The 19,605-nt window shown below is 44.6% G+C and carries 19 protein-coding genes; 6 read left to right on the top strand and 13 right to left on the bottom strand.

All coding sequences use genetic code 11. The features are described from left to right. Window positions 1-129: 129 nt before the first annotated feature. Complete coding sequence (locus AACT52_RS20220; RefSeq protein ID WP_073633076.1) at window positions 130-759, top strand: hypothetical protein; 630 nt, start codon at window positions 130-132, stop codon at window positions 757-759. A gap of 29 nt (window positions 760-788) precedes the next feature. On the opposite strand, the gene AACT52_RS20215 is transcribed toward AACT52_RS20220, so the two are convergent. The 7 genes from AACT52_RS20215 to AACT52_RS20185 form a co-directional block, all read right to left on the bottom strand. Then, window positions 789-1,052, bottom strand: a complete 264-nt coding sequence (locus AACT52_RS20215) for an AbrB/MazE/SpoVT family DNA-binding domain-containing protein (RefSeq protein ID WP_073633075.1) — start codon at window positions 1,050-1,052, stop codon at window positions 789-791. 262 nt (window positions 1,053-1,314) lie between these two features. After that, window positions 1,315-1,485 carry a hypothetical protein gene (locus tag AACT52_RS20210; RefSeq protein ID WP_158054704.1) on the bottom strand — a complete coding sequence of 57 codons (171 nt, stop codon included), beginning with the start codon at window positions 1,483-1,485 and terminating at the stop codon, window positions 1,315-1,317. A 106-nt stretch (window positions 1,486-1,591) separates the two neighbouring features. Then, window positions 1,592-1,822 (bottom strand): antitoxin, encoded by a 231-nt coding sequence (locus tag AACT52_RS20205; RefSeq protein WP_073633074.1) that lies wholly within the window; start codon window positions 1,820-1,822, stop codon window positions 1,592-1,594. A gap of 313 nt (window positions 1,823-2,135) precedes the next feature. Next, window positions 2,136-2,330, bottom strand: coding sequence for a hypothetical protein (locus AACT52_RS20200; RefSeq protein WP_073633073.1), 195 nt, complete (start codon window positions 2,328-2,330; stop codon window positions 2,136-2,138). A 2-nt stretch (window positions 2,331-2,332) separates the two neighbouring features. Then, window positions 2,333-2,722 (bottom strand): type II toxin-antitoxin system VapC family toxin, encoded by a 390-nt coding sequence (locus AACT52_RS20195; protein ID WP_073633072.1) that lies wholly within the window; start codon window positions 2,720-2,722, stop codon window positions 2,333-2,335. Beyond that, entirely contained in the window at window positions 2,709-2,972 is a 264-nt protein-coding gene (locus AACT52_RS20190; RefSeq protein ID WP_073633071.1) for an AbrB/MazE/SpoVT family DNA-binding domain-containing protein, read from the bottom strand. Before AACT52_RS20190 ends, AACT52_RS20195 begins: the two co-directional genes overlap by 14 nt. Window positions 2,973-3,007: 35 nt before the next feature. After that, on the bottom strand, window positions 3,008-7,495 hold the full coding sequence (locus tag AACT52_RS20185) for an NACHT and WD40 repeat domain-containing protein (protein WP_073633070.1): 4,488 nt from the start codon (window positions 7,493-7,495) through the stop codon (window positions 3,008-3,010). Window positions 7,496-7,958: 463 nt separating this feature from the next. On the opposite strand from AACT52_RS20185, the gene AACT52_RS20180 reads away from it, so the two are divergent. The 4 genes from AACT52_RS20180 (at window position 7,959) to AACT52_RS20165 (ending at window position 10,866) form a co-directional block, all read left to right on the top strand. After that, a complete protein-coding gene (locus AACT52_RS20180) occupies window positions 7,959-8,234 on the top strand; it encodes a ribbon-helix-helix domain-containing protein (protein ID WP_073633068.1) in 276 nt (91 codons plus the stop codon). Next, entirely contained in the window at window positions 8,231-8,587 is a 357-nt protein-coding gene (locus tag AACT52_RS20175; RefSeq protein WP_073633067.1) for a type II toxin-antitoxin system PemK/MazF family toxin, read from the top strand. The genes AACT52_RS20180 and AACT52_RS20175 overlap by 4 nt, the downstream gene beginning before the upstream one ends. 40 nt (window positions 8,588-8,627) lie before the next feature. Next, a complete protein-coding gene (locus AACT52_RS20170) occupies window positions 8,628-9,620 on the top strand; it encodes an aromatic ring-hydroxylating dioxygenase subunit alpha (protein ID WP_083630434.1) in 993 nt (330 codons plus the stop codon). 493 nt (window positions 9,621-10,113) lie between these two features. Continuing rightward, on the top strand, window positions 10,114-10,866 hold the full coding sequence (locus AACT52_RS20165) for an MHYT domain-containing protein (RefSeq protein ID WP_073633065.1): 753 nt from the start codon (window positions 10,114-10,116) through the stop codon (window positions 10,864-10,866). 73 nt (window positions 10,867-10,939) lie between these two features. Here AACT52_RS20165 and AACT52_RS20160 read toward each other — a convergent pair whose 3' ends face one another. The 3 genes from AACT52_RS20160 to dhaK all read right to left on the bottom strand — a co-directional run bounded on the left by AACT52_RS20160 (window position 10,940) and on the right by dhaK (window position 13,941). Next, the gene (locus tag AACT52_RS20160) at window positions 10,940-11,896 is read right to left on the bottom strand and encodes an exosortase-dependent surface protein XDP2 (RefSeq protein ID WP_233154012.1); all 957 of its coding nucleotides are present in this window, start codon (window positions 11,894-11,896) and stop codon (window positions 10,940-10,942) included. Between the two features lie 332 nt (window positions 11,897-12,228). Next, complete coding sequence (gene dhaL, locus AACT52_RS20155; RefSeq protein WP_073633063.1) at window positions 12,229-12,864, bottom strand: dihydroxyacetone kinase subunit DhaL; 636 nt, start codon at window positions 12,862-12,864, stop codon at window positions 12,229-12,231. A gap of 3 nt (window positions 12,865-12,867) precedes the next feature. Continuing rightward, a complete protein-coding gene (gene dhaK / locus AACT52_RS20150; protein ID WP_073633062.1) occupies window positions 12,868-13,941 on the bottom strand; it encodes a dihydroxyacetone kinase subunit DhaK in 1,074 nt (357 codons plus the stop codon). Window positions 13,942-14,568: 627 nt separating this feature from the next. Between dhaK and AACT52_RS20145 the strand changes: the two genes are divergently transcribed. After that, window positions 14,569-15,393, top strand: a complete 825-nt coding sequence (locus AACT52_RS20145; protein WP_073633061.1) for an SDR family NAD(P)-dependent oxidoreductase — start codon at window positions 14,569-14,571, stop codon at window positions 15,391-15,393. A gap of 672 nt (window positions 15,394-16,065) precedes the next feature. Here AACT52_RS20145 and AACT52_RS20140 read toward each other — a convergent pair. The 3 genes from AACT52_RS20140 to AACT52_RS20130 form a co-directional block, all read right to left on the bottom strand. Continuing rightward, window positions 16,066-16,647, bottom strand: coding sequence for an HMA2 domain-containing protein (locus AACT52_RS20140; RefSeq protein ID WP_073633060.1), 582 nt, complete (start codon window positions 16,645-16,647; stop codon window positions 16,066-16,068). Between the two features lie 118 nt (window positions 16,648-16,765). Then, complete coding sequence (locus AACT52_RS20135; RefSeq protein WP_073633059.1) at window positions 16,766-17,074, bottom strand: DUF5132 domain-containing protein; 309 nt, start codon at window positions 17,072-17,074, stop codon at window positions 16,766-16,768. Window positions 17,075-17,145: 71 nt separating this feature from the next. Then, the gene (locus AACT52_RS20130; RefSeq protein ID WP_073633115.1) at window positions 17,146-19,404 is read right to left on the bottom strand and encodes a heavy metal translocating P-type ATPase; all 2,259 of its coding nucleotides are present in this window, start codon (window positions 19,402-19,404) and stop codon (window positions 17,146-17,148) included. Between the last annotated feature and the right edge of the window lie 201 nt (window positions 19,405-19,605).

Here is a 19,605-nt window from a genome sequence, read left to right as displayed (position 1 = left end):
GCGTAGGGTGCGTTAACGAAGTGTAACGCACAGGCGTAGAATGCGTAACGAAGTGTAACGCACTGTTATTAGCTAAAGCACTGCTAATCTATCCGTGATATAAGAAAAATGTCATGTGCAGCTTTAACTATGTCAATTCTTGACTCCAATCAAAGTTATACTTTTAGCCGATACTTTGAGCTTGGCTTTGAAGCTAGTGAACTCGCTCAAGAATTTGGCTATAGTTTAACTCGAAAAACGCTGAATTTACCTCAGTTTCCTGATGAACTTGACCGCTTGGGAGAATTACGCGACCGCATTGAGGAGGTACTACCATTTGTACCGTTGACTAACGAACTTGCAAGACGAGAAATTCTCATCTCGCGGGTAGTGACGGAGTTAATTCATTACACACAGGCAGAATTACGAATTGAATATAATTTGAAGGTTTCTAATTGGCTTCAGGGTAATTTAGATTATTTACTGCGAGTAAAATCCGTCAATCAACTATTAGTGATTGAGGCAAAATACGAGGATTTTACGCGAGGTTTTACGCAGTTAGTCGCCGAATTAGTGGCACTAGATCAGTGGTCAGGCTCGACTACACTTGACCAACAGCCAATTTTAATTGGCGTGGTTTCTACAGGTACAATATGGCAATTCGGTAGGCTCGACCGCAACACAAAGCATTTTGAACAGGGGATTAATAGCTATCGGGTTACCGAAGATTTGGAGCAAGTAATGCGAATTTTAGTGGCAGCTTTGAAAGGAAATAATTAAAGAAGCACCAAGAGTGTCACGTTGTAACTTTAAGTGTAACTGTGATTAATGAACAAGCTACCACCAGATTGTTCAATTGCTTGATTCATTTCCTCGATAGAGACTGCTTTCCTTCCTGGTTTATGGAGGATACCAGACAATTCCTCAACTTGGATATTCAGCGGCGGAATGTAGACTTTGCCATCTGATTCAATGATGAAATTAATGCGATCGCCTGGATGTAAGTTAAGTTTCTCCCGAATTTCTTTTGGGATAGTTGTTTGACCTTTGCTGGTAATTGTGGCAATGGACATATAATATCCTTACTTTTAAAATAATTTCTTACTTTAATGTAAGGAGTTAATGAGGAACAGTCAAGGAGAGGCGATCGCCCTTTTATGAATCAATACGGTTGCTGTTAAGGTTGATGTGTAAAAAATCATGTGTGTAGAGACGTGCCATCCGAGAGTTCTACATTGTTTTCCTGATAAGGATTCTGGTGTTATCTAAACGGTATTGAGATGAATGGTGCGTTGCGCTTCGCCATAACACACCCTTTAATATTTTCTTAACTTTTTATCGTGTCGTTACGACAGTTTGTTGTGATCTAACGACAACTTGTACATTCCTAGCGACAGCTTGTTGTGATCTAACGACAGCTTGTACATTCCTAACGACAGCTTGTTGTGATCTAACGACAACTTGTACGTTCCTAACGACAGCTTGTTGTGCAATGGCGATTGGCAATGCCTGTGTCCCTTAGGCGACGCCTTGCGCTTTCTCCCGCTACTTTTCTTGCTTCCACATTTCTACAACTCCACGTAGATACACGTATTGGTATCCAGCAAAAATCTCATTCCAAAGCCTCTCTAACCTCTAAATTACGCTGTTCTCGGGTTTCCATAAAGTCATCAGAAAAGAGTTCAGTCGCGTCAAACAAAGTTTGCCAAGGATTTTCTTTGGAAATTAAGACAACGGCGTTACCTATCTTTTTGATATAAACTTCATTACCTTGGAACTGAAATTCCTTGGGTAAAACCACCGTTTGATTTTCACCGTTCATCAATAATTTAGCAGTATTCATATTTGAAACTCTCTGTCAAATCTGTCATTATTGTTTGTTAATTATTTCTTGCGCCAAAGATTCGCCAACTATTTTACGAATTTCCTCCTTTCCTGGATAGGGTTGAGTTGTTTTTAATGCACGGTAAAATTCGCTAAGTCTTTTTTTGGAATTTGTATCAATTTTTTAAGTACGGAATTTGATAAATTCAATAAAATCAGCTACAAGTTGAAATTGTTCTTCACTAAGCTTGTCTATTTCTTGTTTGAGACTTTCTTTCGTTGTCATTATTTTTTGGCTAGTTGCGTTTTCATATTGTGTGAAGATTTTAATTTTACATTTCCCCTTCTTCCACTGCGCCTAATGCTTTAAGGGTGGTGATTTCGGCTTCTGTTAAACCTGTAATGCCTGTGATATTCATGTTTTCATAAGGGCGATCGCTTCTCAAAGTTTTTAAACACTCACCTGTTTTAATGTGTTGATTCGTACCATCGCACCGATTAGCTATAAACTCACACCTACTTACCATGCTCAAGGTAGTTTTACTTCACAGCTAGTTATCCCCTTAGCTTTTTTCACAAACTTCTCATCAAAGGTATAAAACTCAGCATAGTTTTGACTTTGAGCTAGATGAAATGCATCGGCAAAATCTAAACCAGTTTCATGCCATTGTAGTGCTTGAGAAACCAGGCTAGCATTATTCACATTAACATTTGGCAAACCAAAAACTTTTCTTAAGGCTGCACATATTTCAACTGGTTTGAACTTATAGGCAAACCTCAGCACCCATTCCGTTTCTAAAATCACAGTATCTGGGATAAAAATTGTTTGTGTCTGGAAAATTTCTAGACTTTTTTGATACTGAGCTTCGTCATCTTGAGTTAATAGACGCACAATTATGTTAGTATCAACTGCCACCATGCCATGATTCCTCTACACCTTGACGGATAGCATCATCGATATCATCTAACGATTTTGGTGTGCCTTGATATTTTAAGCAACCTGCAACTTCATTTAATGTGGTTTCTGCAAAAGGTTTTTTAGGCTTAAGAAGAATTCCATCACCTGTATCAATTACAATCAACTCCTGACCAGCTTCCCAGCCATGAGATTTTCGTAACTGTTCGGGAATAATTACTTGTCCAGAGTTTGATACTTTTGTTATTTCCATGTGTGGGAAGGTTTGCTTATCTGGTATTTTTAATTTTACATTTCCCCTTCTTCCACTGCGCCTAGTGCTTTAAGGGTGGCTATATCAGCTGCCGTTAAACCTGTAACACCTGTGATATTCATATGCTCATAAGGTCTATCTATCAAAGTTTTTAAGCACTCACCTGTGTTAAGATCCCAAAGCTTTATTGTTTCATCCCAACTCCCACTAACAAGAGTTTGACCGTCCGTGCTGAAGATAACTGAATTTACCCAATGAGTGTGTCCCTGCAAAATTTTCAGGCATTTTCCACTGTGAATGTCCCATAGCCTGACTGTTTTATCGTTACTTGCACTGGCAAAAGTCTTACCATCAGGACTAAAGACAACGGAGGATACCCAACTGGTATGTCCTTGCAAGGTAATTAGGCATTCACCACTGTGCATATCGCATAGCTTTATCGTTTGGTCTTCACCAGCACTGGCTAGGATCTTACCATCAAGGCTGATTGCCACAGAATTATTCCTACCGGTATATCCTTGTAAAGTTTTCAGACATTCTCCTGTGCCGATGTCCCATAGTTTCACTGTTTTGTCATAACTTCCACTAGCTAAAAGTTTACCGTTAGGACTAAATGCCACTGACCATAACCAGTCGGTATGTCCTTGCAAAGTTTTCAGACATTCTCCAGTATGGATATCCCATAGCTTTATTGTTCTGTCTCCACTGCCACTAGCTAGGGTTTTACCATCAGGACTGATTACTACTGAATTGACACCAGCCTTATGCCCATGCAACGTTTTGAAGCATTTTCCAGTAGGAACATCCCATAGCTTCAGTGTTTGGTCATAACTACAACTGGCTAGAATTGTACTATTAGGGCTAATTGCTATTGAATTGACCCTGCCGATATGCCCCTCCAAGATTTTCAGGCATTCACCACTATGGATATCCCATAGCTTCACTGTTTGATCTTCGCCACTACTAGCAAAGATTGCGCCATCAGCACTGATTGCCACTGACTGTACGACACTAATATAACCCTGCAAAATATTTACACATTTTCCACTCAGGATATCCCATTGCCTAACCGTTTGGTCATCACTCCCACTTATTAAAATGGTACCGTCAGGACTAAAAGCCGCAGATCTTACCCAGTCGGTATGTCCCTGTAAAGTTTTCAGGCATTCTCCTGTACGAATATTCCATAACTTCACTGTTTTGTCCCTGCTGCAACTGGCAAGGGTTATACCATCAGGACTCATTGCTAATGAGCGTACCCAATCGGTATGCTCCTGAAAAGTTTTCAGACATTCTCCTGTGGAGATGTCCCATAGGTTCACTGTTTTGTCCTTGCTGCTGCAACTAGCAAGGGTCATACCATCAGGACTAATAACCACACATCCTACTGAATTTATATGTCCTTCTAAGGTTTTCAGGCATTCTCCTGTATGAATATTCCATAACTTCACTGTTTTGTCACCACTACTACTGACTAAAGTGACACCGTTAGGAGTGAACAGTACTGAATGAACTTTACTGGTATGTCCCTGTAAAGTTTTTAGGCATTCTCCTGTATGAATATTCCATAGCTTCACGGTTTTGTCATCACTGCTACTAGCTATAGTTTGACCATTGGAATGCATCGCCGCTGAATTTATCCTACTGGTATGCCCATACAAAGTTTTCAGACATTCTCCTGTGCGAGTATCCCAGAGCTTAACTGTTTGGTCATAACTAGCACTAACTATAGTATTACCATCAGGACTGAAAACTACTGAGCGTACCCAGTCGCTATGCCCTTGAAGTCTTAAAATTTGTTTGTTATCAATAATTTGCCACAAGCTAATCTCACAATTAGCATCACCTGTAGCAAACAACTTGCCATCTGGACTAAACGCCACACAAAAAACCGCACCGAAGACTTTGGGAAAAACAGATTTAACCAGATTAGCCTCAGCAAAATTGACACGGCGCAGGCTAGCTTTAGTAAGATCTGCGCCTTTAATCACAGCACGAGAGAGGTCTTTACCTTCCAGTCCTGTGTTGTCAACTTTGACTAGCACCGTCGCTGCATTCCCCCCGACATATCCAACCTCTGCTTCGGTTTTGCCACGTGTCTGTTCAAGAATCTGCAACAATGGGTAGGGGCACGGCAATGCCGTGCCCCTACGTGAGATTGGTGTAAGCATTGGTATAAGTAAATCCATCACCGCCTTTGTTAGAGGCGATCGCCCAAAAGTTTCCCTCAGCTTTTCCAATGACTCACTTGCAAATCTCTTCAATGGGGCACTTGACAAAATCTCCCCCGCTTTATCCACCTGCCGACGAAAATAAGACGACCAAGTGTAATCAACTGGCGCAGCATGATTATTTATATGCGATCGCGCCTGCGCCAATTCAATAAAATCATCAGCCAACGCCCCCAACTCAGCCGCAAACTTGTACGCGACAAAAAACTCTAACAGCGAACGATGCGCCGGAGTATAGTCACCATCGGCATTGCGGATGAGCATCGTTTGCCCCATCATGTCATAATGCCAGTGGTCTAAATCCTTCTCCTCCTGAACAACATCACCGAATAAGCGACGAATTCTATCGGGAAAAAGGCGATAATTTAAACTCATCTGGTCAGTAGACAACATCTCCCAGGAAAGTTCACACAAAAAGTAGAGCTTATCTGCCAAGGAAGTAAAAGTACGCTCCGCTTTGATGTCTCGTTCCATCTTACGCCGCACCGCATACAGGTAAACCCGCGACATATCCACTAGCTTACCTGCTTCAATATCTGGCAATGCTTCTAAAATTAACTCCGTCATCACGGGACGACGTGCCAAGTCCAACAGATGCGGATTGTTCATCACCTGCTCAACTGTGGTAGATTCAGCTTGGAGTGACAACACCTGCCGGATTTGCTCGTCGTTGAATTTCTCCAGTTCCAGCACTTCAAACTGGGGCGTTTCCCCTGTCAGCTTGGCGGTAGACGCTTGCAATTCGGCATTGAGCAAAGCACGTCCTTCTTTCGCTTCTGGAAAATGTTCGGTGCGACAAGTCAAGATAACTTTAGCACCAGGAACGACGACTTTCGCCAACTCCCAAAAGTTGTTTATCATTTGTTGGCGATCGCACTTCGCTGCCATTTCGTCAAAGCCATCGAAAATCAGCAGCAGCTTACCCATGCTGTTAAGCTGGTCAAACACCTCGCTGTTTAAGCGAATATTATGTTGAGTAAAAAAGAAACCTGCCAGAACATTCTCAACATTCAGTGCTTTAGCATAGTCGCGCAGCGTAATTATCAAAGGAAGACGGGGACGTTCAACGCCGCGTTTTTGGGCATCCCGATACCGTTGCAGTGCAGTCCAAGCATAGTGAAAAGCAAACCAAGTTTTACCAGTGCCAAACTCTCCTAAAATAGAGATATGCTCCTTAGCAGGGTCATCTAACCACACATCCAGATAACCGTCAATCCAGCCGTCGCGTTCATCGTAACGGCTGACTCCTATTCGGCGTTTGGTAACTGGGTCAAATTCTTCTTTGGTGCAAGCTAGCGACACATACTTTTTGTCGATTTCCCGGCGTTTCACCTCAGCCTCTAGCCAGTCAAGATACCCGGTGAAGTCAGCATCCTGATCTATCAGTTCGTCAAAAGTATAACAGTCAAGATGGCGATTTTCTTCTTTCTCCACTTCATCACGCGCCGCCCGTGAAATGCGCCTTGCTGTGACTAACCAGCCTTCATCTGTTCTTTGCGCTTCCACCGACTGTCGCAAAGCCATCACATCAGCGAGTCCCGCCTCACCCTCAATTCCACGCACAAGAATGCGGTCATATCGATTACGTCGTACCGGGATGTTGAGAATCCACTCAAAATAGTTGTCTTCCCAAACTTCATACTTCTCAAAGCGGTAGCCCAATGTTTCAAACCAGCCTCGCATCTGTTGAGCAAGAGCGATCGCTCTACATTTCTTTTCCTGTAGAGACGCGCCACCTCTCGTCTCTACACTCTGTGCTGCCAACCGCGCCATCTCTGTTCTCATTCCTTCCAGTGTCGGCAGCCTTTCGAGTTGTTCTTGGATACCTGCTATCCTTTTATGTAGCGAGCCTATGTGCTGGTTCATTAAAACATCAGCAGGTGTCCGGCTGCGCTTGGCAACTTCGATAAAGACGGTGGCAAATGCCGCAACTTCTCGCCTAATGTCAATTCCCAAATTTCTAATGTCATCGCCCAATGCATAGCCATTGAGAAAAGCATCAACCTCAGAAAGAAGAATTGAGGGGTTGTTGTGATCTAAAGCCTTGCGGAAAGCTTGTTTTATTTCTTCTCGCCGGAAAAGTTCGAGAAATGGCTTGGGCTTACCTACACCGTATTCTACCAAGGCGTAGGCGTAAACACCGCTGAAATCTGCTGGCGGATGCTCAGGATCAAGGTGAAATTGCTTTAATAATTTGATGACAGTCTCATTGCGCTGAATCTTTTCTTTAATTATCGGGCTGGCAATACCAGTAATTGCGCTGATTAGCGAGTCAAGATTAATCGGTATCACAGGCGCTTTTTGTATAAAAGGGAAATTTTTATCTTGCTTACCCTTATGTTAACGCTTGGTAATTTCCGATTTTTGCTGAAATTATAGTTGGATTTGTTCTGTTGGTAGCAACTATAAAGGCATTTGAACACTCATACGGGTGCTTGTTAAAACCATTAAGGAATTTCCAAGAAATAAATTATCCATCTTGTGGGGTGGGCATCCTGCCCGCCCTGAATATTGGGACGGGTGGGGACACTCCGAAGTTCCGAGCCTCGCTCCGCGAGGAGCTAACGCTAACGGAGGAAACCTCCGCTCGGACTTCTCTCCATCCCACAAGAAAATTTGGGATATTTTTTTATTTGGAAGTCCCTAAGACGACGACAGTTCACCTTTGCAAGTACTTTTCTTGCAAACTTTTGTATTATGAGTGTTATGATATCATTAATAACATCAATTATAACATCAAAATAATCATCAAAAAATGAAAAACCAAACTGTTCGCACGACATTAACACTGCCAAGCGAACTGTTAGAAGCAACTGACAAGGCAGTGCGGGAAGGGAAAGCCAAGAGTCGTAATGAGCTTGTAGCGCAGGCGTTGCGTCGAGAACTAGCAGCACTGAAACGAGCAGAAATTGATGCTGCTTTGGCAGAAATGGCAAACGATCCTGACTATCAGGCAGAAGTGTTAAAGATGGAAGCTGAGTTTGCCTCGGCTCAATGGGAGGCTTTGCAGTTAGGTGAATCTCCAGAATGAAACGGGGTGAAATTTATGATGCACGTCTAGAGCCAACTGAGGGTTCTGAACAGGGAGGAACTCGTCCTGTGATTATTGTCAGTCGTGATGTGATTAATGCATCTAGTCCGGTTGTGCTAGCAGTTCCCTGTACGACTTATCAATCGGGAAAGCGTGTTTACCCAACTCAAGTCTTAATTCAAGCACCAGATGGCGGACTCACTCAAGACTCTATAGCAATGGCAGATCAGGTGCGGGTGTTGTCCAAAACACGCTTGTTGCGTTTACGAGGGGCGCTTTCTGATGATACAATGACAAAATTGGCTCAGGCGTTGTTGATAGCATTAGATTTACCTGGGCAAAATGAAGATTAGATACTAACTGAATAAGATAATAATCATAACCTCTAACCTGATGGGTGCAATCCTCATGGTGCAAGACCAGTTTTTGCTAGATAATTGGCATGTCATAGCACACTCGCAAGACCTGCAACCCGGAACCGTTCTACAAAAGCGTTTACTAGGTGAAGACATAGTCCTTTGGCACAATGGCGACAAAGCCCTAGCTTGGCAGGACTTTTGCCCTCACCGAGGAGCTCGCCTGTCTCTGGGATGGGTGGAGAAAGATAATCTTGTTTGCCCTTACCACGGTTTAGCCTATAACACTGAAGGGAAATGTGTCCTAGTTCCAGCTAGCCCAGACCAGCCGCCCCCCGCAAGAGCTTGTATCCGAACTTACCACATTCAAGAGCGCTACGGTCTGCTGTGGGTCTGTCTAGGAACACCACAATATGACATACCTACATTTCCAAACTGGGAAGACTCCTCGTTCCGCAAAATTTTGTGCGGTCCCTACCACTTCAAATCTAGTCCTCTACGTGTCGTTGAAAACCTCATCGATCCAGCCCACTTTCCCTTTGTGCATAAAGGAATGTTCGCTGACTCCAGGCGTCCCGAGTTAACGCATTATGACTTAGAGTCGCATCCAGATGGTATTACTTTTAAATTTGGTATTTGGGAACTGGATCTAAAATCGGCAGATTCCTCGGCACCCATGTTATTCAACACTTACCAGTACCGCGTCTGTCATCCCTTGACTGGATACTTCCAACAACGCGGAGAAGATGATAACTGCGTGAGTTTATTTTTCATGGTGACGCCTGTCGATGAGGAAGAGTGCATTCTCTGCTACTGGCTCCTTGACAACTTTCTGCATGAAATACCTGATTCAGCTTTTCAAGCTTTGGAAGACCAGATTATGAGTCAAGACATTTCCATTGTAGAATCACAACGACCACGACGCCTCCCCTTGGACTTGCAAGCAGAAGTCCATTTGCCGAGCGATCGCTACTCTGTGGCTTATCGTAAATGGCTTAAACAACAGGGTGTCACCTTCGGCACTATCTAGAACTTCAATAGCGCTTAACGCTTAAGCCAACCGTATTGCCATCACAGGCAGCGCATGAATGAGAAACTAAAACCCCTCCAAGCTTTCCTAAAGCGTTGGTGACGGTTGGTGGTGAGTTGGTAGAGGGTACGAGGAGGGCGAGTGGAAAGAAACTACGCTTAGGTATTACTAATTTTTTTAAATTTCAACTAAATTTAAACGTGATATAATATCAGCCTATAAATCAAGCTTTTTGACTACACTGACCTAAATCAATTGGGTGACAACGGTGTGCATCTTACCGTGTGTTAAATATTTTTTTGTCCCAGATCCGCCTAAATAGTGCGGCTATCTGTCCGCTTGTTTGCATAGTAGCTGCAGCAGTGCTTGAGCGTATGGGCATGGGCGGCGCATGGTAGCCCAACAAGTCTACCAGCTCCACAATTCGTCAAATGGTATCCACTGCCAGCAGTGATTGCCGCTCTCGACACAAACACGAAATTTGTAGATAACGATGTACCAAGCAGATCTGGCTATAAGTAGCACCTATAACTCGAATTTAGTAACACTGTCTATCTTAATTGCGGTAGTCGCCTCCTACACTGCCCTAACTCTTACCGAACGAGTGACTATAGCCTACGGAAGGGTCAGGCTTGCTTGGTTGATTGGTGGCGCAATGACTATGGGAATTGGTATCTGGTCGATGCACTTTGTCGCCATGCTGGCTTTTAGTTTGCCGATGGCGATCGCCTACGATGTGTGGACTGTAGTGTTCTCGACACTGCCTGCGATTATCGCTTCTGGAGGCGCACTTTTCCTGACCAGTCGTCGTGTTTTAAACATTCAGGAATTAGTGATTGGAGGTGTGTTGATGGGCATTGGTATCGCGTCCATGCACTACATTGGCATGGCGGCGATGCGGACGCAAGCAAGCACCCAGTATGACCCGTTGCTGTTGACGGTGTCTGTTGCGAGTGCCATTGGCGCATCGATTGTAGCGCTATGGATGGCGTTTGAACTGCGGACACAAACCAGTAAAACCGGACAATATCTCAAGATTTTGAGTGCGTTTGTTATGGGAGGTGCAATCTCCGCGATGCACTATATTGGGATGGCTTCCGCCTCTTTCACGCCAACTAACGTTGGTGTCGCAGCCGCAAACCAGGGAATGCAAGCTTCCCAAACCTGGTTGGCTGTGGGCATTGGAATTGCTACGTTAGTTATTCTTAGTCTTACGCTGCTGATACCAATGTACAGCGATTTTTAACTCACGGGGAGTTTGAGGGGCTATAAGTCCCGCACTATATGCGACAGCATTAGTGCCGGGATACATGGACCCCTCACAGATCAGGCGTTGCTTGCGATTTGCAGCCTGCAACTGTTCTCTTACGCTTTAGCACGGCTCCCAAACTGCCGACTACCAGCGTGCCCACAATAGTCGTGGGTTCGCCCACTGTTTTTGCTGCCACAATCTTGAAATCAGGTCCGTTGTCATTAGGAACACCACTAAGTAGTCCATTATTGTTAGAGCTAGTTAATCGCAGTGTTTTCGTGGTAATTCCATCCAGCCTAATGCCTTGTGACCCAATATTGAAAGGTCCATTGTTAAGAACTGGAATGACCTCAGTACTAATGTTGTAGTCAGCTTTCGTGTAGTTTTGCCTCAATATTTTGTAACTTGCTACAACTGCATTATTATCGTCCAACGCTTCAACTAATAAATCGCTATCGCCTGCAACTGCTCCACCCGGTGTTCCACCACGCTCCCAGAACAAGAAGGTATTCACGGGATTCTCGAAAGAGACCTCGATACTTGCTGTATTTGCATTTTCACGCGTGACCAGAATACTATTCAGATTTAGGTTGCCCAAACTGTTAATAATGTCTTGATCAGTTGGGTTGGGTTTTGAGGGACCTTCTCCAAGCAGGTTGTCGCGGGGGGTATTGGGACCTCGTCCTGAATGGAGTACGCCCAGGACACTTCCATCGTCCAGGGTGTAGGTATCGTTTTGGAGAATCTTTGCCTGTTTGACAACCTCAAAGTTGCTAATCGTGTTTCCATTAAACACCACTGAGTCCAGGCGGATATCTCTTGTGGGGTCATTTAACAGATTACCTGTAGGATCGTTAATCGGACTAGCCGTGACATTAGTTTTAAACGAAAACTGAGTGAATGATGCTGCCATAGCAGGCAGTGTGGTCACTAGGGAAGCTATTGATACAAAGGCAGCTGTTGTTGCGATCGCGCTTAGCCCTCCCTTCGAGTACGCGATCGCGTTTGCAAAGATAGTTTTCAAGAGCATTTCACCTTAAATAGACACCGAAAATAAACTTGCTTGACTGAATCAGACAGATTGCTAAGCACAACAAAACCCGCCGCACAGCCTCAAACATGTACAGCTTCGCGCCTGTTGCAACAAGCGGAGTTTTAAACTTCTCCACATTTTGGGTAAATTAGCTTCTCAGTTTCTGAAAGCCTTTAACTAAGGAACTTTATTTATTATTACGGTAGCTTTATTGATTTACCGTATTTTAGTAGAAATATCCCACAGCTTTTTATCTATGTCAATAACTATCTTTTATCACTCTAGGTTGAGGAGAAATAGAAGTCAGGCTGAAGTCTTTTGGTTCAACTAAAATTTTCCAACACTGTCAACAAACTCTTCAACATTAAATAAGAAGAAGTCGCCCCTGGATCTTGATGCCCCACGCTGCGTTCTCCCAAGTAGCTAGCGCGTCCTTTTTTGGCAATCATTGGCGTAGTGTCCTTCATCCCTTGTTCTGCTGCTGCTACAGCTCGTTGCATCGCTTGCAATATACTGTTTTCGTCACCCACAGCTTGTTGAAAAGCTATCACTGCGGGAGAAAGAACATCTACCATCGTTTTATCACCTAACTGCGCTTTGCCACGCCCAAGTACACCATCTAACCCTGCTTGCAACATCCCAAGCATATCCTCGTCAGTGAGTTCTTGCTTATCAGCCACGGCTGTACTTGCTCGCAGAAACAAAGTGCCATAAAGAGGACCACTCGCACCGCCTATTGAGGAAATCAAAGTCATACTGACTGCTTTCAAAATGCTGCCGATGTCTTTATCTGCAACAGTTGGTAACTGAGCGATTACCTTTTTAAAGCCGCGATCCATGTTGATCCCGTGGTCAGCATCCCCAATTGCCGCATCTAATTCTGTCAAATAGTCTTTATTCTGCTCTATCTCAACTGCAAATGTTTGCAACCATTGCAATATCTGCTGTTTTGTCACCATACATCAAACTCCCCACCGCAGACTTGGTGTCTTTACAGGCGCATCCCATAACCGAATCATCTCATCATCCAACTTCAACAGGGTAATTGAACAACCTTGCATATCCAAAGAAGTGATGTAAGGACCAATTAAGTTTCGCACAATTTGCAATCCCTTCTTTTCGCAAATTTCAGCCAGTTTGCGGTAAACAATATAAAGTTCAGAAATCGGAGTCCCACCCATGCTGTTGACGAAAGCCAGCAGCTTATCCCCCTTTTCAAAAGCGGGATCAATTAATTCGACATCCACCCATTCCCCTTTTTCTTCATCCCACTCCCGCACTGTACGACTGTAGGGTGCATCTTCAATAATCGATAGCGCCAGCGTCTCAGTGATCTCGTCTGCTGATTTGAGAGTCATGCGATCGCGTCCTGGTTCACCGTGGATACCGATCCCCATTTCTATTTCCTGATCTCCCAGTTCAAAGGTAGGCGTTCCTTTGGCGGGTACTGTACAGGAAGTCAGTGCGATCCCCAAGCTACGTCCATTCAAATTCACCCGACGGCACAAATCTGCTATTCGCTGCAAATCATACCCCTGCTGTGCCGCAGCACCACAGATTTTTTCTGCTAGCACTGTTGTTCCCACACCTCGGCGTCCTTGTGTATACAAGCTGTCCTTTACCGCCACATCGTCATCAATTAAGATACTTAGCACCCGGATACCCTCACTACGGGCTAACTCCGTTGCCATCTCAAAGTTCATGATATCGCCACTGTAATTCTTGACGATATAAAGGATACCAGCGCCCCCATCAACTCTCTTTGTAGCTTCCAGCATTTGGTCAGGGGTGGGAGAAGTGAAAACCTCTCCTGGACATGCAGCATCTAGCATTCCCATCCCTACAAACCCTGCATGCATCGGTTCGTGACCGCTACCACCACCAGAAACAATTGCTACTTTTCCTTGTACGGGTGCATCGGCTCGATAGACAAAAGCAGGGTCATAGTGGACTTTGATTAAATCCGTATGAGCGGCTGCCATACCTTGCAAACTTTCGTGAATAAAGTCTTCTGATTTATTAATAAGTTTTTTCATAGTCAAGTCACTTTTTATTCAGAGGTTCCTAAAACCAAGGATAAAGCACCTTGCTGCTTTCTTGTTTCTGAGAGATGTGTAAAGTTAAGTAAAACTTAAGAAATATTGTTAATAAATATTGCAGGTAGTTGATCCCCTTGCTAGGGTATGCAAAGTACAGTTGGTTCTGGTAGATACTTGTATCTAAAAGAGGTGTTATCCATGCTCTACGTAAATCTAGGCTTTTCACTGAATTCACTGATTCTTTGAATTGTTAGCAAAGATATTTTTCCGACTGCTTTACACCAATTTTCCGGCAAGACGGTTGAAATATCTTTATTGCTCCTTCTACGCTGAGGATGAGTTTAGACGGTTGCTTACTGACTTCATTCTTACCTACTGCCAGTCCAACTCAAATCTTCCTGAAGTCTGACTAAATACATACCCAAAGTTTGTCTACAAAAATGCGGTAAGACAAGCAAGATTTCTCAGAAATTTCTGACTACGAACGGTTTAGTTCAATTCATACCCCAATCACGAGTCTCTTTCGTCTCACTCCACGCCCAGGATGCAGGTTTTGTTGCAAAATCCTTCAACTGGGCACTGGTGGGCTGACACGATGAGACATCAACTCTGGAGGTTTTAACTATGGATATTCAAGGAAAAACGGCTCTTGTTACTGGAGCCTCACGTGGTATTGGAAGAGCGATCGCCATTGAATTAGCAAGACAAGGAGTCAAACGGCTGTTGTTGGTGGCACGGGATAGTATTCGGTTAGCTGAAGTCGCTACGGAAATACAGATGCTTGGTGTGGAAGTCATCACCTTGGCTTTGGATTTGTCTGAGGTTGTAGAAGTGAATATTGCGATCGCCCAAGCTTGGCGAGATCACGGACCAATTGATTTGCTCGTTAACTGCGCTGGAGTTGCACACCAAGCGCCTTTTTTAAACTCTCGACTGTCAAATGTCGAGGCAGAGATATCCGTTAATTTAATCGGAATGTACACCATGACTCGTCTCGTTGCCCGACGCATGGTGGTACAAGGCTCAGGGACTATCGTGAATGTTTCCAGCTTGATGGGCAAGGTAGCAGCGCCGACAATGGCAACTTATAGCGCCACCAAGTTTGCAATTGTCGGGTTCACTCAAGCCCTGCGCGGCGAACTAGCTGCACAGAATATCCGAGTCATAGCTTTGCTGCCATCCCTGACCGACACTGATATGGTGCGAGAGTTACAGTGGTTTCGGTGGGTAGTACCCGTGACTGCCCAGAAAGTGGCTCAGGCACTTGTTACCGGACTAGCAAGGGATTCACCAGAAATCTTAATAGGATGGCAAAGTCATTTAGCCGTCTGGTGCAACCGCATCGCTCCTTGGCTACTGGAAAAGGTTTTACTGATGGCGGCTCCGATGTCGCAAAACAGACAACCACGTTACCAAAGACTCAGACACGCTAGGGCAACCTCACGTTAAAGGTCATTTGTAAAGTAAAAATAAAATTCTTGTAGGGTGTGTTAGGCGCACCATGCTCGATATGATTTGTAACAAAAAACATGAGCAAAGCGCCTAACGCACCGCCATATATAGCACAACTCAATTGAATGAAGTAATTATTTATCTGTGTCCATCTGTGTCCATCTGTGGTTCATTATTTCTTTCTATACCTTACTCCGGGTTCCAAACCACCATAACATCGTGCGTTAGGCAGTAGCCGTAACGCACCCTACTTACAGCTATTTTCAGGTAAATAGACCACATTTGCCGTAGGGGCACGAAGCTTTGCTGTGCCCTTACAGTGTGGTTGAAATATGTGAAAACTGCTGTAATATTTACTAGCGCAACTCAATTGAATGAAGTAATTATTTATCTGTGTCCATCTGTGTTCATCTGTGGTTCATTATTTCTTTCTATACCTTACTCCGGGTTCCAAACCGTCATAAGATGGTGCGTTAGGCAGTAGCCGTAACGCACCCTACTTAATATTTACTAGCGCAACTTAATTGAATGCAGTAATTATTTATCTGTGTCCATCTGTGTCCATCTGTGGTTCATTATTTCTTTCTATACCTTACTCCGGGTTCCAAACCGCTATATAGCGGATTTCAGAAGCATGATGAAAATTGGATGTTCACTTCCCAATTTTCACTATGACTTGCTATTTGATTGTGTTTGACTCGTGCCGTGCAGCTTAATAAAACTATCAAAGGCATACCAAGCCAACACATACCAAGGAATCGTTTCCAATTGCAATCCCCTAACAAGTAACTGCCGAATAGAAAAGATACCCAGTCCTAAAGGAAAAAGAACGCGCAAATCAACAACATTACTTGTCGCTTGTTGGACTTGCTTGTTCAAATCAACAACTGCATTGGAGACTCCTACTGCTGCTTGGGACTTTCCTAATGCGATATCACCGAAAATAATGCCTAAATCCCGCAGCGAGGCGAAAACATTGTCAAGACTGCCATTTTCACCATCGTGATTTATAACAATGCTGCCATTCTGGATGTTAGTCCGCACCTGATTAATATGTGCATTTGCTTGTAGTGCATTAGCAATTCGTTGCATTTCCCCAGATTGACGATGCGACGGTGCAACTCTCAAACGCAAGCGTCCTGGGGTAGAACTGACAACCCGCGTAGATATAGGTTTAAGTGCAGTTTTTATAGAGTTTTCATCAATAATTTTTGGCATTTGAGTGAGATTCATATAACCATTTTTTAACACTTAACTACCCTCCTAATTTAGGAATTCGTAATTCGTCATTGAGTAGAAAAATCATGACGAATTACGAATTTTGTTGGGTGTTCCCTGGCTAAACCAGGGAACAAGAAATGACTGGAAATTACACACCGTTATCAGAAACATTGTCAGCAGACGTACTTGCAACATCAACTGCTGGTAGCTGTCTTCCTTCAGCCAGTTCTGCTCTGGCTTCGGCTACTATGTCCTCCCAACTTTCGCCAAGTTCTGCAACGGCTCCCTTGCTTTTTTCATACAGGGCAAGTCCGCCTTTAATCAGTGACTTGGTTATTGGTTTACCAACGCCAGCCACCACCGGAATCACCACAGGTGCTAGGAGTACTGCTCCAATACCGGCTATAATACCGGGTGCGCCAGCGTCTTCAACAAAGTCAGTAATTTTAAATCCCATGACCATTTTCCTCCTGATGAATTGAAAAATTTTAGAAAGTCTACAATCGTACTATCGTTAGGACAGCTATCTCATCCTACTGATGGTAGACTTTTTTGCTTGCGGCTTTTGAGAATTGGGCGCAAACCATTGACTCCTGCAACAACTGTCGAGCCATTGTTAACGACTGTTGCTGCTAGGGGGTTAAGACCAAACAAAACTGCTATCAACAATGCCCCTATGTTGGGGATGGCGATCAGACCGGTGTTTTGCCGAATCAACTGTCTGGCTTTGCGGGCAATTTCAATTGCCTCCAACAAACCATGCAAATCATTCTGCATGAGTACGACATCTGCAGTTTCGCGGGCAATTTCAGAGCCGTTGGCGAAGGAAACGGAAACATCAGCATAGGCTAAAGCTGGCGAATCATTGATGCCATCGCCAACAAATGCAACTGTCTTGCCTTGTTCGTGCAGCTCGCGGACAACCGTGGCTTTCTGCTCAGGAAAAGCTTCTGCGTGGGTATGCGTTGGATGAATTCCTAATTGAGCAGCAACAGCGCTAGCAGTCCGCTTGTTGTCTCCAGTGAGCATGTGGACTTCCACACCTTCGACTGTCAACAGCGATGTGATTACTTCTCGACTTTCGGGACGAAGTATGTCACTGTACTCTATTCTACCTTGAAGTTGACCATTACTAGCGACATAAATCAGTGATTTTGCCTGTTTTTGGTGACCATTGAGATTCATCTCCACGCCTTCAGTACGCAGAAAGCGCTCGCTCCCTACATAAACAGTCTCGCCGTCAATTTCTGCTTTCACGCCCAAACCAAGTTGATAATCCCACTTGCTACGAGGCAAAACTTCGATTCCCTGGGTTTGGGCATAGCGGACAATTGCTTCTGCCACTGGGTGAGTTAAACGCTGTTCAGCAGCAGCAGCCAGTTCCAGGACTCGTGTTGTTGACGTTGCCGGATTCAGACTTTCGACACCAACAACATCCACTTCACCTTTCGTGAGTGTGCCTGTCTTATCAAACACAATGGTGTCAACTTCTGCCAGTTTTTCTAACGCGCGTCCGCTACGAATGAGAACGCCGCGCCGTGCTGCATAACTCAGCGCTGCTAAAACCGTTGTCGGAACTGATACACGGATTCCAGTGGCAAAATCTAGGGTCAGGACACTGGCTGCCCGTGCTGGGTTGCGAGTTACGGCAAATACTGCCCCTCCAAGTAGCAATGTTGGCACGACAGCTTTTTGAGCAATGTTCAAGGCATAGTTTTCCATGCGGGTATCGTGGACGGGAGCTTCTTGCATTAACTTAATGCTCTGTCCAGCACAGGTGTCGTTACCGATCCGTTCCGCCACGATATAAATTCGTCCCTCCCGCATGAGGGTTGAAGCATAAACGGTTTGTCCCTTTTTCTTCAAGACGGGCATCGACTCACCGGTGAGTTTCTGCTCATCCAACAGCGCTTTACCCCGCAGGATCGTTCCATCCACCGGCACTTGTTCGCCAGGGTAAACAATCACCGTATCCCCTCGCTGGACATCTTGAATGGGAATTTGCACCTTTTCACCGTCACGCTCAACCCAGACGAACTGTCCGAGAGAACTGAGCAGATCCAGAGTTTGCTTAGCTGAAGAACGAGCCGTGCGATCGCGTATGTTTTCCCCAACTTCAATTAAACTCAGCATCAGTGCAGGGGTGAGAAATTGACCTTGGACTGTGGTAATGGCGATCGCCATAAAATCCAGAAAGTCAATATTCAGTTTGCGGTCAACCCAGATCCCCTCCCAAGCTCGTTTCACAACCGGCAATGTGGCAAGGGCTATACTTCCCGCTACCATCAGAGGCGGAATAGTCAATCCCAGCGGTCCACCCAACACAGCTAAAGCCGCAGCTATAGCCGAAAGTTGCATCCCAGGCCAAGATTTTTCTTCTGCATCAGACGCAGGTTGTGGCTTGGATTGTTTGAGAACAATAACTTCACTAGCCGCTTGGATCAAATAGCTCAGATGCGAACGTATCTTAGCATCTGAAACTTTGTTGGGTTGATAAGTGACTGTCAGTGACGCCGCCGCAGGCTTGATCCGAACACTTGTGACAAGGGAGTCAGCTTCCAACAACACTTGCAGGCGTTGTGCATAGTCCGCATCAGAACGCAGGCGAGGTACTCGCAACCTCATCCTTCCGGGGGTCGTATGCACAAGGCTGCATGGAACTTTGGAAGACTGAACCTGAGAGTGTCCATTCCTCTCAACTAAAGAACCCTTCCCATTTTTTGCCGCTACAGGGACTTCGGAAACATGACCTCGGGAGGGCGGTATTTGCACACTAAGTTCTGCCATTTCTTCTTGTTCTCTCTCATACAAAAATTGTTCAAATTGAATTTTCAAAGCCTGCTGTGCAAGACACAGATAGGGTGCATTAAGGGGGTGGGGGACGAATCAGTAAACAGTGAACAGTTACCAGTGAACAGTGAAGAGAAATTGGTCACTGATAACTGGTCACTGATAACTGAAAATACTGATAACTGATAACTGATAACT

The organism is Scytonema sp. HK-05 (genome assembly GCF_963872035.1).
Classification (GTDB): Bacteria; Cyanobacteriota; Cyanobacteriia; order Cyanobacteriales; family Nostocaceae; genus Kalymmatonema.
This window is presented reverse-complemented; position numbering and strand designations above follow the sequence as displayed.